Below are 16080 nucleotides of genomic sequence, written 5' to 3' on the forward strand. Positions count from 1 at the left end.
TAACCCCTTCAAGTCTTTAATCTGGTTAGTTCCTCGTCATACAAGCACGGCGTGAGCTAACCTGTCAAAGGACTCGAACTGGTTAGATGGGGAGCGGCGCTCGATGGATACGCTGCTGGACCTGCTCAACAGCAGGCCACTGGTCAACGGCGAGGAACAGGACGCGCTCGGCGACCCGGACGGAGGCAGACGCTGGGCGCGGGAGCACGGCGGCGAAGGCAGCCTCGCGGAACTGGCGCTGCTGCGCGAGACACGGGACGTCCTGCGGGACATAGTGCGCGGAGAACGCTCGCCCGCCGCGTTGAGCCCGCTGCTCGAAGGGGTCCACCAGATCCCGGAGATCACCTCGGATGGTCTTCAGTGGACGGTCAGGACTCCCCCGCACGCCCGGCTGGCCGTCGAGGCGGTTCTCGCCTGGGCCGCCACCGAGAAGCAGATGCCCGGCCGGCTACGCCCCTGCGCCAACGACGAGTGCCGGTTGTTCCTGCTCGACCGCAGCCGCGCCAACCGCGCCCGCTGGTGCTCCATGGCCGTCTGCGGCAACCGCGAAAAAGCACGCCGCCACTACGAACGCACCCGCTGAGCTTGTACCTGGTCTGGCCTCGAACGATCGCGACGGCCCGTACGGGGATTCCGGGGACGTGAACACAGCCCTCATCTGATCCTGTGCTCCGACGCGGGAGACACATGAACAGCACGAAGACGGCCGGTGGCAGAGGAAGCCAGGGCTCTGCTGGGCCGGACGCACCGCCCGCGTCACGAACGGCGGAAACGCGGACGGCTGCCCGGAGCCGCTGACCGTACGTGTCCACGTCCCCGCCGCGGTCGAGCCCGGCCGCACGCATTCACCGCCCGGTGTGGGCCGGGACACATTCACCGCCGAGATGCAGGCCGCGGGCGCCGACTGGCGCCTCGTGGTTCAGCACTCCAAGGCCCTGATCACCTGGGCCGCCATCGCCTCACGACCCGCCGTCTCGCCGGAAAGGCGCCACCCCCCAGCCGGCCCAGCAAGCCCCAGCTCTGCTCCTGACCCTGCCACTTACCAGACGGCAGGGCCCGCATCAGCGAGCGAAAGACCGTGTCATGGCGGACGGTTCGCAAGCCGAATTCACTCGATCTGGCCGGGAGCGACCGGCCAGCCGCCTCATCCGAGTGGGACGCGTGCAGCCATCAGCCCGTGCTCCTCGAGAGCGGGCCCCGGTTCCCGGCACGGCCGCGAGCGGCGACGGGGCGCGTGTCGATCTGTGTGCGCGTTCCGTCTGGACGCTCGATGTCGACGATGCCGGACTCGGTGATGGAGACGTGCCAGCCGCGGATTTCACGGTCGGCGTCCAGCACGATCGAGTACACCGCCCGGTGACGCGTCGTGGGTTGCGGGGTGACCAGGCTGTACACGACGCCGCTGCCCTCACGGCCCTGTGTGGGGGCGTTGGGCTGAGGCTGGTAGATGTCGTGCACGGCGGTCCAGCTCCGCTGGAACGCCGGCGACACCCGCCCGCCGTCGTCCTCCGCCCGCAGGAGGAAGAACTTCGCGGCGGCCGCCCCCCGTCGCAGCACGAGTCGCTGGTCCGTGGCCTGGTTCAGCCGCAGCGCGCGGTCACGGTCGTTGAGCAGGAAACGGGTGTCGATGGTGACCGGCTCCGTGGCGGCGATGTCGTCGACGACGAGCACGATGTGCGGGAGCAGGGCGATCCAGGTCCGCCGGGCGCGGATGACGGTGGCCGGATAACGGTCCGCGAGGTCCACGCCGAACACCGTGCAGCCCGCCCGGTGTTCGGGGCCGCTCCGGTCGCCCACGGGAGCGCCGTGGACGTGGCTTCGCTCGATCGTCGCGCCGGTGACCGGATCCGTGATCACCCATGTGCTGTGCTGCGCGGCCTGCTTAGCCTCCTGCTGGGCGCGCAGCCGGTAGGAGCAGTGGCCGGGATCGGTGAAGAAGAGCTCGTCGCCGTGGCTGAGTACGAAGCTGCCGTGGTCGTCGTGGCGATGACCGTCCACGTTCAGTGCCGTGTTACCGGCCTGCGCGGCGAGGACCGTCCTGGTGTCCTCCCACCGGTCGCGGACGGCGACCGTCCCGGTCTCGAAGGACTGCGCCACGGGGAGCGAGAGCTCGTGCGGAGCACGCGGCGCCACCGGGTCGGACAGGTTGACGACCGATCGCCAGCCGATCTGGGAGAAGAATCCGAAGGTCGACAGGCCCGACGGCTCCAGCTGGAGGTCGCTGTAGGTGTGGTCGAACAGCCACCGGGCGAGTGCCGCGTCCGCGGGCTGGGCACCGCCGTCACGCCGGGCGATGCCGGTCAGAAGGTCGGCCGGAGGGCGTGCCGTCAGGGCGGAGTCGCCGAAGTTGACCATCGTGGTGTAAGTGCCGGGCCCGAGTTCGGCGTTCGGGCCCTGGAACATCGTCGAGTGGGCGAGCCACGGCATCATCGCCGCGTAGGGGACCGCGAGGTCCGGCAGCGGTGTCTGTCCGTAGGCCAGAAGCAGTTCGCGCAGGTTGCTGTGGTGCAAGGAGGCGTAGCCGAAGTACTGGAGGCTCTCCCCGTAGCTGTCGCTGTTGTACAGGGCGGTCGCCCGCGCACAGCGCTCGGTGAGAGTGGCGGTCCGATCCGTGTCGCCGATCAGCAAGGACACGGCGCCGAAGGCGTCGAGGAGCACCATGTACCAGTTGTTGAGCGGTGTGCCTTCCTCGCCGCCGCTCACCGCGTACTGATCGGCTCCCCGCTCCATACCCAGCAGGGCGCGCTCGCACGGGAGCAGGCAGTGGTCGACGAGCGCGTCCGTCACGACGCTCCGCTCGTCGGGTGTGAAGATTTCCGGCGCGAGTTCGAGCACCTCGGCCACGCCCAGTCCGACGTGGGCGGTCTCGAGCATGCCGATCGGCGGATCCAGCCTGGGCCGGAAGGACGGTCCCACCCACGCATCGACCGGGAGGGCGCACAGGCGCAGCGTCTCCGCGCGAAGCCAGCCTGCCGCCGCCGGACTCGGCTGCAACGCGTGGGCGAACGCCACGTCCCCGAGACGCTCCCAGGCGACGTGCCACCACTCGGGCAGCTCACCGGGAACGGTCAGCGTCGGGTTGCGCACCCATCGCGCCGCCCGCTCGGCGATCACGCGTACGAGGTCGGCCACACGCGGGTCCTGCGCCATGCGTCGCCGGACGGCGGCCACGTCCAACCGCGCACTCACTCTTCGGTCTGCCGACAGCTCGTACACGCAACTCTCCTGGTGCTCGCGGCTTCGAGATGCCCCCATGATCCCGGGGCACGGTCCGCGAACACCCTGGTGCCACGGGGGTGTCTTTACACGAACCGACGGTCGCCGCGGGGCGCACGAGTTCCCCCGGGCCACGGGCCCGGCCCGGGGTGGTCGGATCGAGCAAACCTCCGGCATCTCACCGATGGTCCGCACTGCCGGGCATCACCATGCTGGCACCATGGCACATGCGAATGACCCATTTGACGCCGGCTGCGCGCAGGGGCCGGCTTCCCGCATCCCTGACGTTCCCCGGCATGGCGACGCGGTGGTGGCCGGGCGGCGTATCGCCGTCGTGGGTGCCACCGGCGGAATCGGCAGGGCGCTCGTTCACCGTCTGGTGGGACAGGGAGCCCGGGTGGCGGCGGCGGGGACCTCCCGCGAGCGGCTGGAGGAGCTGAGTGCCGCGCATCCGGCGCTGTTCGTCTCCGCCGCGGACTTCACCACCGAGGGCGATGCGGAGGCCTTCTACGCCGAGGCCACCGGCTCACTGGGCCGGCTCGACGCCGTCGTCAACCTCGCCGGGACCTCCATTCCCGGCGATGTCGAAAAGACGAGCATGGAGACGTTCGACCGGGTGATGGCGGTCAACGTGCGCAGCACGTTCCTGTCCTGCAAGCACGCGCTGCCGCACCTTCGCGACCAGGACGGTCTGATCGTCAACGTCGGCTCGCTCGCCGGTCTCCGCCCCAATGCGGCGGCGCCGCTGTACTGCACGGCCAAGGCCGCCGTCGCCATGTTCACCCGCGCGTTCGCGACGCAGGTCGAGGACAGGCGCCTGCGCGTCACCAACCTCACCCCGGGCGGCACCGACACTCCGTTCTGGGGAGACCGCGCCGTGAACCGCGCCGCCCTCATGTCGAGCGACGACGTCGTCGACACCATCATGTTCGTCCTGTCGCGGCCGGCTCACGTCGTCGTCCACGACCTCCAGTTCGAGTCGACGGGCCGCGCACGCGCGTGACGCCTGAAACGGGCCGTCGCAGGCATCCCCTCCGCTGGGACATACGAGTCGAGCGGACCCAGTCAGCGGCCCGGCCGGCCGGCGCGGGACCGCTCTCGCCCTGTCTTCGTCCGCCACCGAGCATCGGTGCCCCACCGAAGGGATCTCCGCCCCGTCATGACTCTCGCCGTCCGCTATACCGCCCCGCGCACGCTGGACTTGGCACCCACCGGGACCGTTGCGCCCGGCCCAGGGGAGGTGGAACTGGCCCCGGCCTATGTGGGGATCTGCGGTACAGACCTGCACATCTACCACGGTGACATGGACCAGCGGGTCCACCGGCCCGCCGTCCTCGGGCACGAGGTGTCCGGCCGGGTCGTGCGCACCGGCCCGGAGGCCGAGGGCTGGAAGCCCGGCGATGCGGTGACCGTGATGCCGCTGCGCTGGGACGGCAGGTGCCCCGCGTGCCGGGCCGGCCACCACCACATCTGCCGGCGCCTCGACTTCATCGGCATCGACTCCCCCGGGGCCATGCAACAGCGCTGGATCGTGCCCGCCTCGACGCTCGTCCGGCTCCCCGCATCGCTCGCCCTGGACCGGGCCGCACTGGTCGAGCCGACGGCCGTCGCCGTGCATGACGTGCGCCGGGCCGCGGTGGGTGCGGGAGAGACGGTCGTCGTGGTCGGCGGCGGCCCCGTCGGCGTCCTCATCGCGCTGGTGGCCCGGGCCGCGGGCGCCGATGTCCGGATCGTGGAGGTGAGCCCTCACCGGCGGCGTATCGCTGACGGTCTTGGGCTGACGTCCTGGGACGCCGCTGACGACGTGCCGGAACGGGTGCGGCGGTGGACCGCGCACGCGGGCGCGGACGTGGCGTTCGAGGTGTCGGGGGCCGCAGGCGGTGTGGCCACGGCGGTCGACGTGCTGGGGGTGCGCGGCCGGCTCTGCATGGTTGCCATCCATCCGCGCCCTCGCGAGATCGACCTGCACCGCTTCTTCTGGCGGGAACTCACCCTGGTGGGCGCCCGGTTGTACGACCGCTCCGACTTCGAGCGGGCGGTCGGGCTCGTCGCGGACGGCACGGTCCCCGCCGACCGGCTGATCAGTCAGGTCGTGACGCTGCGCCAGGCGCCCGCGGCCTTCGAGGCGCTGGAGAGCGGCGGCGACGTGATGAAGATCCTCGTGCGCTGCGAGGACGACGTTCAGGGAGCCGCCTTGTGACCGCCTTCGATCTCAACGGAAAGCTCGCCGTGGTGACCGGTGCGCGGCGCGGCATCGGGCGGGCGATGGCCCGTGCGCTCGCCGAAGCCGGCGCGGACGTCATCGGCGTCAGCGCGAACCTGGAGCCGTCGGGCAGCGCCGTGGAGAAGGACGTCACCGGCGCGGGCCGCGCATTCGAGACGATCCGCGCCGACTTCTCCGATCCGGCGGCCGTACGGCGGTTGGGTGCGCGACTGACCGGGCAACCGAGGCCGGTCGACATCCTCGTCAACAACGCGGGCGCCATCCGGCGCGCCCCGGCTGCCGTCCACAGCGACGCCGACTGGGAGTACGTGCTCCAGGTCGACCTGCATGCGCAGTTCACGCTCACCCGTGCGGTGGGGGCGGCCATGGTGGCACGCGGACAAGGGAAGATCATCTTCACCGCGTCGCTGCTCGGCTTCCAGGGCGGCGTCACCGTTCCCGGCTATGCCGCCGCGAAGCACGGCATCACCGGTCTGACCAAGGCCCTGGCCAACGAGTGGGCGCCGCACGGAGTCAACGTCAACGCCATCGCTCCGGGCTACATCGCCACCGACAACACCGAGGCCCTGCGCAGCGACCCCGCCCGCAGCGAGGAGATCCTGGACCGCATTCCGGCCGGCCGCTGGGGGCGGGCGGAGGACCTCGCCGGCGCGACCGTCTTCCTGGCCTCCGACGCCGCCGCCTACGTCCACGGCATCACGCTGCCCGTGGACGGCGGGTGGCTGGCCCGCTGAGCGGGGCACGGGCGCTGATCAGGCCTCAGGAGCGCACGACCGCCGACGGGTTGACCCCGGTGAGCTTCTTGTACAGGTAGCTGAAGTAGTACACGTCACGGAATCCGCTCGCACGGGCCGCCTCGGTGACGTTGTACTCACCGCTGGCGAGGAACTCCGTCGCCTTGGTGATCTTGAGGTGCTGCTGGTACTGGGTCGCGGTCATCCCGGTGGCGCGCTTGAACAGCGTCCGGAAGTGTGACGGGCTGAGGTTGCACAGCCCGGCGAGTTCCTCGACGGAGTAGCTCCGGTCGTAGTTGTCGGCGAGCAGCTGTGTCACCTTGCCGATCCTTCTCCGGTAGGGCGGTATGCGCTCCGGCGCGTCACCCGCAGAGATGATCTTGTTGAGCGTGAGCGCGATCGCGCCACGGATGCGGAGCAGGTGGCCCGCGTCCTTACCCGCCCAGGCCGTGTACATCTCCTGGAAGTAGGGCGCCACGTCCGCCTGCATCCCCTTCGTCAGGACAGGGATCGCGTCCGGCTCCGGCAGCGGCTTGAGTGCCGGGTCGGTGAGAGTGAACGCGGTGGACACGAAGCGCCACGGATCATCGGGGTCGCTCGACGCGGTGTGCGAGGCGGCTGTGGGCATGAACAGCACGTCGCCGGCCGTGATCTCGTAGGCCGTGCCGTCCATGAGGTAGTGGGCGCGGCCCGAGACGCAGTAGGCGAGGATCGTGGAAGTGTGGTTGGCGAAGTCGCGGATGCGCCAGTTCGGGTTGGGCTTCCGCTCGATCACGTACTCGATCCTTGTGACGAGCACGTCGTACGAGGTGCGCGCGCCGAGCGGCTCCGGGGGATGAGCTGACATCGGATCCTTACCGCGTCGAGAGAGGTCGAGAGGCTGGGCAACCGGCCGGTCGCCCGACAGCAACGTTCGCGCCGGCCACCGGTCCGGGGAGCATCCTGGGGCACGGCGCCCGCTTCGGAGGTTCCGGCCCTGAGGCGGGCCCGACGCCCGGCATGCGGGGCGCCGGGCCACAAGACGACCGGTCAGACGCCGAGCGGCTCCACATCGGTGGCGTCGGGCAGCAGGCCCGTCGACGCGAGCCGGGCGTACCAGTGCGCGGAGTCCTTCCAGGTGCGTTGCCCCGTCGCGTAGTCGACGCGGATGATGCCGAAGCGCTTGGTGTAGCCGTACGACCACTCGAAGTTGTCCATGAGGGACCACGCGAAGTACGCGCGCACGTCCGCCCCGGCGTCGATGGCCGCCCCGGCAGCGTCTATGTGATCCCGCAGGTAGCGCACGCGCCGGTCGTCGTGTACGCGGCGCCGGCCGGCGGGGTCGACGGTGACCTCGTCCGCGAACGCGGCTCCGTTCTCAGTCACGGCGAGCGGCAGGTCGGGGTAGCGGCGATGCAGGTCGACCAGCAACTCGGTCATGCCCGAAGGCTCGATGTTCCAGCCCATCTCGGTCAGCGGGCCGGAGCGGGCCGGGAACTCGACGTCGTCCGCCCCGACCCAGGGGGACACGTCCCCGCTCCTGTGCCCGTCGGCCCGCTCGGGAGTGCCCCCGTCGACGAGCTTGCGCACGAGTGTCGTGAAGTAGTAGTTGACACCCAGCACGCTCAGCGGCTGGCGGATGACCTCCAGGTCGCCCTCGTGCACGAAGGACCAATCGCTCACGTGGGCGGTGTCGGCGAGGAGGTCTTCCGGATAGGCGCCGTCGAGCATGGGCCCGGTGAACGCCCGGTTGGCCAGCGCATCGATCTGCCGGACGGCGTCCGCGTCGGCAGGTGAGGACGGATCCGCGGCACGGATGAGGTGCAGGTTGAGGGTGACCGATGTCTGTGCGCCGGGAATCTCCTCGCGGATCGCCCGGACGGCGAGGCCGTGCGCCAGGTTGAGATGGTGCACGGCTGCGAGCGCCGCTTCCGGTTCGGTGCGGCCGGGGGCGTGGATCATGGAGGCGTAGCCGAGGTAGGAGCTGCAGAACGGCTCGTTCAGCGTGGTCCACACCTCGACACGGTCGCCCAGCTCCCGGGCCATGTGCCGGGCGTAGTCCGCGAACGCCAGCGCGGTGTCACGGTTGGCCCAGCCGCCGGCGTCCTCCAGTTCCTGGGGCAGGTCCCAGTGGTACAGCGTCACCCAGGGACGGATACCGCGTTCCCGCAGGGAGTCGAGCAGCCGCCGGTAGAAGTCGACGCCCTCGGTGTTGAGCGGTCCGCGGCCGCCGGGCTGGACCCGCGGCCAGGAGATCGACAGCCGGTAGGCGCCGACACCGAGACGTACGAGATGCTCGACGTCCTCGGCCCAGCGGTGGTAGTGGTCGCAGGCGACATCACCTGTGTCGCCGTTCTGTGTGCGGCCGGGGGTGTGCGAGAACGTGTCCCAGATCGACGGGCCCCGGCCTCCCTCGCGGGCGGCGCCCTCGATCTGATAGGCCGCGGTCGCGGTGCCCCACACGAAATCGGTCGGGAAGGAACGCGGTGCGCTCAACGCCACCTGCGTCTCGGTCGGTTCACTCATGATGCAGCCTTCGGATCGGGTCCCGCCGCGTCAGCTCCACGGCGGGACGGGTTCAGGAGGGGTTGTGATGGGCTGTGATGCCGCGCCGCGCGAGAGCACCGGCGGTGGTCTGCGACCTCAGGACGATCGCGGGCCGGCGTCCGTCGAAGCCGCTGAGCCAGCCGTCGAACACGGCGACGACGTCCAGTCCGGCGTCGCCGGCACGGTCGAGAAGGCTCCTCAGGTGGTCCAGCATTTTCGGGCTGACGAGACGAGGGCTGGGCTGGAACAGCGGCCATAGGCAGTGGATCCGCCTGCACGGCTGTTCGGCTGGGTCGTCACGTGGTGACTGCGCTGGCCTCGGGAAGGCGTACGCGGTGGGTGGAGCCGTCGCCCCAGGTGACGGTGCACAGGTCGGTTTCGAGTGCGACGCGCGGCGGCGGCGTCGGGTCCGCGCCGCTCAGTTCGACGATCACCGCCTGCCAAGCCCCGCGCCGGGGTTCGCCGAAGACGAGCCAAGGTGTGGCGGTCCCACCGGGCAGCGGCGTGGCGTCGGAGTCGGTCTGGACGCCGCTGCGGGGATCGCCGCTGACCGGTCGGACGCTGGAGCGCAGTCCGTCGGTGATGACGGCGGCGCCACCGAGGGCCAGCAAGCGGCCACCGGTGACCGGCCATCCGGTGACGGCGAGGGACGTGGCACGGCCGGTCTCCCCGGGGTGGGAGTCGAGCCTGATCAGGCGCACTTCCCATTCGTCACGCACGACGGACCCGACCGTGAGGACGGGCCCGTACCGGTTCGACCCATACCGGCCGTGGGCGATGTCCGGCTGGCCCTCGTGAAGATCCATCCAGCGGCTCGTCCAGCGGGAGAACCCGAACGCCGTCCCGTCGGCGTCGCGTCCGGTGGCAAGCCGTTCGAACCCCGCACGATGGCTGGCACGGCCGCGGACATCCCGGACCACGACCGCAGAATCGGGAAGGTGGCCCGCCTCCGCTCGCAACAGCGGGAACGTCGCCGTCGAATACGCCAGGCGCGCGTAGACCGGCTCCTCGCTCACCTCGTCGCCGGGCAGGGCGTGGTCGGTGCCGTGGTTGTAGACGCGGACGAGTCCGTCAGCGGCCGTCGAGCTGACCAGCCACCCGGGAGCCTCGATCACGGACACCATGGACGACCGCTCGCTCGGCAGCGGCTCCTCGACGGCGTTCCACAGGGGATGGTCGGCCAGCAGCGCCAGCCCCATCAGGCCCTTCGCCGCCCAGTACGGAGAGCCGGTGCCCGAGTACGCCTGGGCGAGGTCCGGCCATTCGCGAAACCATCCCAGCGACAGGAGGCCACGCTCGTCGGGCACTGCGTGGTCGACGAAGTGCCTGACGACGCCCATGGCCGCGCGCCGGAGCTGTCCGAGCGGGAGCACGTCGCTGCCGATGAACGCCGCCGTCCAGAAAGGTGCGGCGGCGGCGAAGCGGTAGATCAGGCTCCGGCCCTGTATCAGCGGGGCGCCGTCGGCTCCGACGAGCCGTGCCGCGTCGGCGAGGAACCGGTCGAACCGCGCCCGGCAGGCCGCCTCCGCGGCCTGCGTGCCTCCTCCCATGGCCCGCCACAGGAAGGGGTACAGCTGCAGAGCCCAGCCGTTGTAGTGGTCGAAGGCCCGCGTGACGCCGTCCGAGTACCAGCCTCCTTCACGGGCGAAGGACTCGTGTGCTCGGAGGTCGGCGCGCACGTCGTCCGGGGCACCGGCCCCTCCGACCGTGTCGAGGAACTGCTCGACGACCAGGCGGAACCAGACCCAGTTGGTGTGCGGTCCCTCGGTACCGATCACAGTGGCCAGGTACGCGACCACGTCGCCCTGTTGTTCTTCGGTGAGGCGGTCCCACACCCACTTCCGGCTGAAGTGGAGGCCGATGGCCAGGGCCGCGGCCTCGACCTTCGCCTGGGCATGCTCGTCGGGGCGCGGCCAGCGGCCGGGGTGCGCGGGGTCGACGCCGGCGGCCAGGCCCGACGCGTACCACTGGGCGAGGCCGAGCGGGTCCTCACCCTGTTCTCCGGCCAGGCGGAACGCCGCGAGCATGAAGGTTCTCGCGAACCCCTCGAGGCCGTCGATCGGTCGCACGTCGCGGTCGTCGCCTGCCGGGATCAGGATGTGGGAACGGTCCGCAGTGGCGTACGGACGCACGGCCAGCAGCAGTTCGTCAGCGAGGACGGCGAGGTGCTGCCGCGTCCATCCGGTGTGGGGCGCGAGGTGCCGGTCCTCGGGGACCTCGCGCAGTCTTTGCCGGACGGTGGTCGTTCGGATGGTGCTCAAGCCGATCTCTCCAGGTCTGTTCGCCGGACAGGGCTGAGGGGAGGCCGCCCGCAGGCGAGTCGTTCGAGTTCGTCGATCGCGCGGTCCGTGAGGCGGTGTGTCTCGGTGTGCAGCGACCCGGCGATGTGAGGCGTGAGGGACACGTTCTGCAGCGTGTGCAGGACACTCGTCGCCGGCAGCGGCTCGGGGTCGGTGACGTCGAGGACCGCGTTCAGCCGGCCGGAGGAGCACTCGGCCTCGAGCGCGGCGGTGTCGATGAGGCTTCCCCGGGCGGTGTTGATCACGGTCGCGTGGTCCGGGAGGAGGGCCAGCCGCTCAGCGCCGATCAGGTGCCGGGTCTCCGGCAGCTCCGGGGCGTGCAGCGACAGGATCGACACCCTGGGGAGCATGTGTTCCAGCGTGGTGAGCCGCCCGCCGGCAGCGGCGATGGCCGAGGCGTCGGCGTAGGGGTCCACGACCCAGCAGGTCGCCCCGTCCATGCCGCGGCTGATCCGCTCGACGACGAGGCGCCCGATGCGGGAGAAGCCGACGATCCCGATCTCGGGGCGGTAGTTGGTCAGCGGGCCGAAGGGTCCGTGCGGTGCGTCCTTCCACACCACGCGCCGCGCGGTGTGGGCGCGGGCGAGGAACTGTGCCTTCTTCCCGGCGAGCAGGATCGACGCGAAGGTGAACTCGGCGACCGGTACGGCGTTGACGTCGGACGTGTTGGTGAGCAGGATCCCCCGCTCCCAGAACGTCTCCCCGACCAGCTGCTTGACCGTCCCGGCGCAGTGGAACACCGCCCGCAGCAGGGGCATCCGGTCCAGGGTCTCCCGGTCGAGGGCCGGGGTCCCCCAGGAGGTGAGGAGGACCTGGACCTCGCGCAGGAGCCGGTCGTGGCGCGGGTGGTGCAGGTCGGCGACGAACGGGGGATCGCACAGCTCGCCGACCTGCCGCAGCCTCGCCAGGTGCGCGTCGTCGAACTGCTGCTCGTACGCTGATCGGCTCGCTGCGATCAGGGTGCGAAGGGAGTCAGGCATGATCTCGGTCGTTCACTTTCCGGCCGGGTCACCGGCATCACGACGCCGGGGACGTGCGATGAGGCGAGTGCAGGAACTCACGAAGTCCTCGGCGGAGAACCGCTGGGTGCCGTTGGTCGGGTGCGTCAGACGATCGGGGTGCACGGCCAGGCCGCGCTCCATGAGGAACGCGCCGCTGACCTCGGTCGCGTCACCCCTGCCGCTCATGTCCTCGACCCGGTAGCGGGTGTCCGGGTCCAGGCCGGTCAGCCGGAGCCGGCGGGGTCCGGCGTACAGCGAGCGGCGAGGATCGTAGGCGAACAGCACGGCTTCCTCGTCTCCGACGTGGAGGACGCCGCTCGGCTCGTGCCCCGGTCGTCCGCCCACCCGGTAATGGCGTCCGTACTGGACGGTCGCGCGGATCTGCTTGTACTGCGCGACGAGGTCGGCCGCCTCGGCCAGCTCGGCGTCGCTCCACCGGTTGAGGTCTCCCCCCACCCCGAGCACCCCGGCCATCGCGACGTGGAAGCGATACCCGAGCGGCACGGCACGTCCCGACATGGGGTTCGGCGAGTCGGTCACCCAGTTGCACATGACCGAGGCGGGGTACAGCTGCGAGAAGCCGTGCTGGATGGTCTGCCGGTCCAGCGCGTCGGTGTTGTCGGAGGTCCAGAACTGGTCGACCCGCTGCAGGACGCCGGCGTCGACCCGGCCGCCGCCACCCGAGCAGGACTCGATGCGCAGGTACGGATGACGCGACCGCAGCACGTCCATGACACGGTAGACGGCCTCGCAGTGGCGGTACCAGATCCACCCCTGATCGGCAGGGCGGTCCGGCCAGCCCACCTGGGAGAACGGGCGGTTCATGTCCCACTTCAGGAAGTCCAGCCGGTACTCCCCCACGAGGTCGTCCAGCCAGCGAAGTGCCCACTCCTGGACGTCGGGCCGGGCGAAGTTGAGGACGAGCTGGTTGCGCGCCTCGTGCCGGACCCGGTCGGGGAAGTGCAGCACCCAGTCGGGGTGATCACGGTAGAGGTCGCTGTTCGGGTTGACCATCTCGGGCTCCACCCAGAGCCCGAAGCCCATGCCGAGGCTCCGCACGTGAGCGGCGAGCGGGTGCAGGCCCTTCGGGAAGCGCTCGGGGTTGGGGTGCCAGTCACCCAAACCGCGGGTGTCGTCGACGCGACTGCCGAACCAGCCGTCGTCCAGCACGAACAGCTCCGCTCCCAGCCGAGCCGCACGCTCGGCGAGAGCCATCTGGTCCGCCTCGCGGACATCGAACCCGGTCGCCTCCCACGCGTTGTACAGCACCGGTCGCACCTCGTCGGGCGAGGGCTTCACGTGGGCGTTCAGGTAGTCGTGCCACGCGCGGGACGCCGCGCCGAACCCGCCGACCGTGTAGCTGCCGAGCGAGGCGGGACCTTCGTAGGAGTCACCGGGGGCGAGCCGGAGGTGTACTCCCTCGTGCCCGAATCCCGCGCCGACGGCGACATCTCCCTCGGCCCGCCGCTGCACGGTGAGGTGCCAGCTCCCGCTCCAGGCGAGGGCCACGGTGCGCACCTCGCCCTGGTCCTCCGACACTCCGGGGGCATGCAGCATGACCCAGGGGTTGTTGTGGTGGCTCGTCGTTCCCGTGCGGGCCGTCAGGGTGAGTTCACCGTCGGGGACCGGGGACCGGCGTAGCCGGTTCTCCGCCCCCCAGTGGCCGTGCACGGTGCTGAACCACGGGTCGCCCTCCTCCTCGACGCGCCAGGAGGCGGAGTCCGCTCGCAGCACGGTCAGGTCTCCGGTGGCGCTCTCGGCCCAGTCGAGCGTCAGCCACCGGCGGATGACGTCGGTGTCGTCCCGCACCGCGTAGTGCAGCGTCACGGTCAGGGGGAACAACCGGTCCCGCAGCCGCAGGTGCACATCCTGCTGGTGCGGGCCCTCGGTGATCTCGTACCCGTCGTACTCGAGCTCCGGAGCCCGGACGTTCCCGGGGAACTCGACCTGCAGCCCCGGCAGCCCCCAGCCGAGACCGCCGTCCGGGACGATCTCCTGCTCGAGCTGGGCGGGGCGAGCGCTGTCCGACCGCCACCGTGGCTGCTCACCACGGCGTACCGTCTCCCAGTCGCCTCGCGGCAGGGCGGCTCCCCAGTGGCGTTGCACGGGCAGTCCGGACTCGGACAGGGCGACGGCGTACAGCGTGCGGGGTGTGCACAGGAACCATGCCCTGCGGTCGTCCGCGACATGGAGGGGCATCGGATGGTGTTCCTTCCTTGGTGTGCAAGGGCCGGAGGGACGCCGCGCGGGGCGTCAGGAGTGAGCGGCGCCCCTCCGGGGATCGGGTGTACGCGCGCGAACGCGTGCGACGCACCCCGTGCGGACGGCGGCGTCGGGTCCACGGCGCCTCACTGCTTGGCGAGCGCCTTCTCGTACTCGGTCCTGATCTGCTTGCCGCCCTGCGCCTTCCACTGCTTCACCAGGTCGTCGAGTGCGGACATCGGTTTGCGTCCGACCGTGACCGAGGTGACGGTGTCGTCGATCAGAGTCTGCAGCGACGAGGCGACCCTCGACTCCGTCGCGGACGTCAGGCCGTGTACCGCGCTTCTCACGCCGTTCTTCGACAGGTCGCTCTGCCATGCGTGGGCCGGCTTGACGTACTCGTCGACGTACTTCGCGTCGAACAGCACTTGCTCGGCGGCGCCCACGTACTGGTACGAGAGGATGATCTCCTTCTGCCCCAGCTTCGTGAGGGCGGGACCCGTCTCGGAGTCGGTGCTGTGCACCTTCCGCTGCCCGAAGTTGACGAGGTCGTACTCCTGGCTGCCGAAGGGAGCGGCGAGGTAGTCGGCGATCGCGAGGATCTCCTCGACCCGGTCCTCCGCCGCCTTCGTGATCACCGTCATGCCGAACGAGCCCGCACCGAGGTTGTTCTGCCCGGGGCCGCCGTCGGCACCGATCTGCGGGAGCGCGCCCACCAGCAGGTCGGGGTCGACGCTCTGCCCGTCCCGCTGGATCGTTCCCCATCCCTGGTTCCCGCGGAAGGTGATCAGCGCCTTGCGCGTGGTGAACAGGTTCGCGCCCTTGTTCTGGTCCATCGAGGGGCTGTCCGGGTGGTAGACGCCCGCGTCCCACAGCTTCTTGCTGAACGCGACCGACTCCCGGAACGCGTCGGTCTCGATGAAGTGGGTCAGCTTCCCGCCGTCCTCGGCCCAGCCGTTGGGCACGCCGAACATGCCCCGGTAGTAGTCGATGCCGAAGGGGTTGGCCGGGTTCGTGCCGGCTATGGCGTACTCGCCGCGCCTGCGGTTCGTGAACTCCTTGCAGAACGCGACGAACTCGTCGGCGTTCGTGGGAAGGGCGACGCCCCGTGCCTCGACGATGTCCTTGCGGTAGAACGGCGCGGGCTGGAACGGGTTGCGCGGGATGGGGATACCCCAGATGCGGCCGTTGAGCCTCACACCGCTCCAGCTCGGCGTGGGGATCGCCGCGAGGTTCGGGTACTTCTTCACGGCGTCGCCGGACAGGTGGTCCGACAGGTCGACGCACTTGGCCCGCAGGAACTCGGTCAGCCGCGGGAGCCCGAGGTACCACACGATCTCCATCGTGTGGGGCAGGTCGCCGCCGGCGACGACGGTGCTGAAGCGCTGCGCGTAGTCGGCCGCGGGCACCATGACCAGGTCGACGGGGGCGTTCAGGGCCTTGTTGACGGCCTCGAAGTACTTCGAGCGGGCAGGAGCCGGCGAGAAGGTCATGACCATCGACTTGAGCCCGGTCCCGCTGCCGGGTGCCTTGTCGACCGTCCGGATCAGCTGGTCCGGGTAGTTGAAGTAGCCGGGTGCGACACCGGCCGAGGTGCCGGGGAGGTCGGGCTTCAGCCCCTTCGGCGCGACGTACGTCGGCAGGTCGACTGCGGCGCCGCCGCCGCTGCCCCCGGAGCCGCCGGAGCTGCAGCCGGTGAGCAGCCCGGTGCCCACGGAGGCGCCGGCCAGCGCGGCCAGGGACAGGAACCGTCGTCTGTCGAGCGACGGGTTCGGGATGTTGCTGGTGCGGCTCATTGCTTCACTGACCCTTCGGAGAAGGACGGACATGGATGTCGTCGGCTGTGCAGCCGGGGCGCTGCGAGGGAGCGCCGGAAC

The 16080-nt window shown here is 70.6% G+C and carries 12 protein-coding genes; 4 read left to right on the forward strand and 8 right to left on the reverse strand.

Annotated elements, in window-relative coordinates; all coding sequences use genetic code 11:
• The first annotated feature begins 103 nt into the window (after positions 1-103).
• The gene (locus ABZY20_RS34485) at positions 104-583 is read left to right on the forward strand and encodes a CGNR zinc finger domain-containing protein (RefSeq protein ID WP_356447028.1); all 480 of its coding nucleotides are present in this window, start codon (positions 104-106) and stop codon (positions 581-583) included.
• Positions 584-1170: 587 nt separating this feature from the next.
• Here ABZY20_RS34485 and ABZY20_RS34490 read toward each other — a convergent pair.
• Positions 1171-3132 carry a heparinase II/III family protein gene (locus ABZY20_RS34490; RefSeq protein ID WP_356447030.1) on the reverse strand — a complete coding sequence of 654 codons (1962 nt, stop codon included), beginning with the start codon at positions 3130-3132 and terminating at the stop codon, positions 1171-1173.
• Between the two features lie 268 nt (positions 3133-3400).
• Between ABZY20_RS34490 and ABZY20_RS34495 the strand changes: the two genes are divergently transcribed.
• The 3 genes from ABZY20_RS34495 (at position 3401) to ABZY20_RS34505 (ending at position 6174) form a co-directional block, all read left to right on the forward strand.
• The gene (locus ABZY20_RS34495) at positions 3401-4219 is read left to right on the forward strand and encodes an SDR family oxidoreductase (RefSeq protein WP_356447032.1); all 819 of its coding nucleotides are present in this window, start codon (positions 3401-3403) and stop codon (positions 4217-4219) included.
• A gap of 156 nt (positions 4220-4375) precedes the next feature.
• Positions 4376-5416, forward strand: a complete 1041-nt coding sequence (locus ABZY20_RS34500) for an alcohol dehydrogenase catalytic domain-containing protein (protein ID WP_356447034.1) — start codon at positions 4376-4378, stop codon at positions 5414-5416.
• Entirely contained in the window at positions 5413-6174 is a 762-nt protein-coding gene (locus ABZY20_RS34505) for an SDR family oxidoreductase (RefSeq protein WP_356447036.1), read from the forward strand. Before ABZY20_RS34500 ends, ABZY20_RS34505 begins: the two co-directional genes overlap by 4 nt.
• A gap of 25 nt (positions 6175-6199) precedes the next feature.
• On the opposite strand, the gene ABZY20_RS34510 is transcribed toward ABZY20_RS34505, so the two are convergent.
• The 7 genes from ABZY20_RS34510 to ABZY20_RS34540 form a co-directional block, all read right to left on the reverse strand.
• Positions 6200-7021, reverse strand: coding sequence for an AraC family transcriptional regulator (locus ABZY20_RS34510; protein WP_356447037.1), 822 nt, complete (start codon positions 7019-7021; stop codon positions 6200-6202).
• 182 nt (positions 7022-7203) lie between these two features.
• Complete coding sequence (locus ABZY20_RS34515) at positions 7204-8679, reverse strand: GH1 family beta-glucosidase (protein ID WP_356447039.1); 1476 nt, start codon at positions 8677-8679, stop codon at positions 7204-7206.
• Positions 8680-8731: 52 nt separating this feature from the next.
• On the reverse strand, positions 8732-8914 hold the full coding sequence (locus ABZY20_RS34520) for a hypothetical protein (protein ID WP_356447041.1): 183 nt from the start codon (positions 8912-8914) through the stop codon (positions 8732-8734).
• 82 nt (positions 8915-8996) lie between these two features.
• A complete protein-coding gene (locus ABZY20_RS34525) occupies positions 8997-10961 on the reverse strand; it encodes a DUF2264 domain-containing protein (RefSeq protein WP_356447043.1) in 1965 nt (654 codons plus the stop codon).
• Positions 10958-11980, reverse strand: coding sequence for a hydroxyacid dehydrogenase (locus tag ABZY20_RS34530; protein WP_356447045.1), 1023 nt, complete (start codon positions 11978-11980; stop codon positions 10958-10960). Before ABZY20_RS34530 ends, ABZY20_RS34525 begins: the two co-directional genes overlap by 4 nt.
• A gap of 12 nt (positions 11981-11992) precedes the next feature.
• Positions 11993-14200, reverse strand: a complete 2208-nt coding sequence (locus tag ABZY20_RS34535) for an alpha-galactosidase (RefSeq protein WP_356447047.1) — start codon at positions 14198-14200, stop codon at positions 11993-11995.
• 149 nt (positions 14201-14349) lie between these two features.
• The gene (locus ABZY20_RS34540; RefSeq protein ID WP_356447049.1) at positions 14350-15999 is read right to left on the reverse strand and encodes an extracellular solute-binding protein; all 1650 of its coding nucleotides are present in this window, start codon (positions 15997-15999) and stop codon (positions 14350-14352) included.
• Positions 16000-16080: the final 81 nt, after the last annotated feature.

This window comes from Streptomyces sp. NPDC006624, assembly GCF_040611555.1.
Lineage (GTDB): Bacteria > Actinomycetota > Actinomycetes > Streptomycetales > Streptomycetaceae > Streptomyces.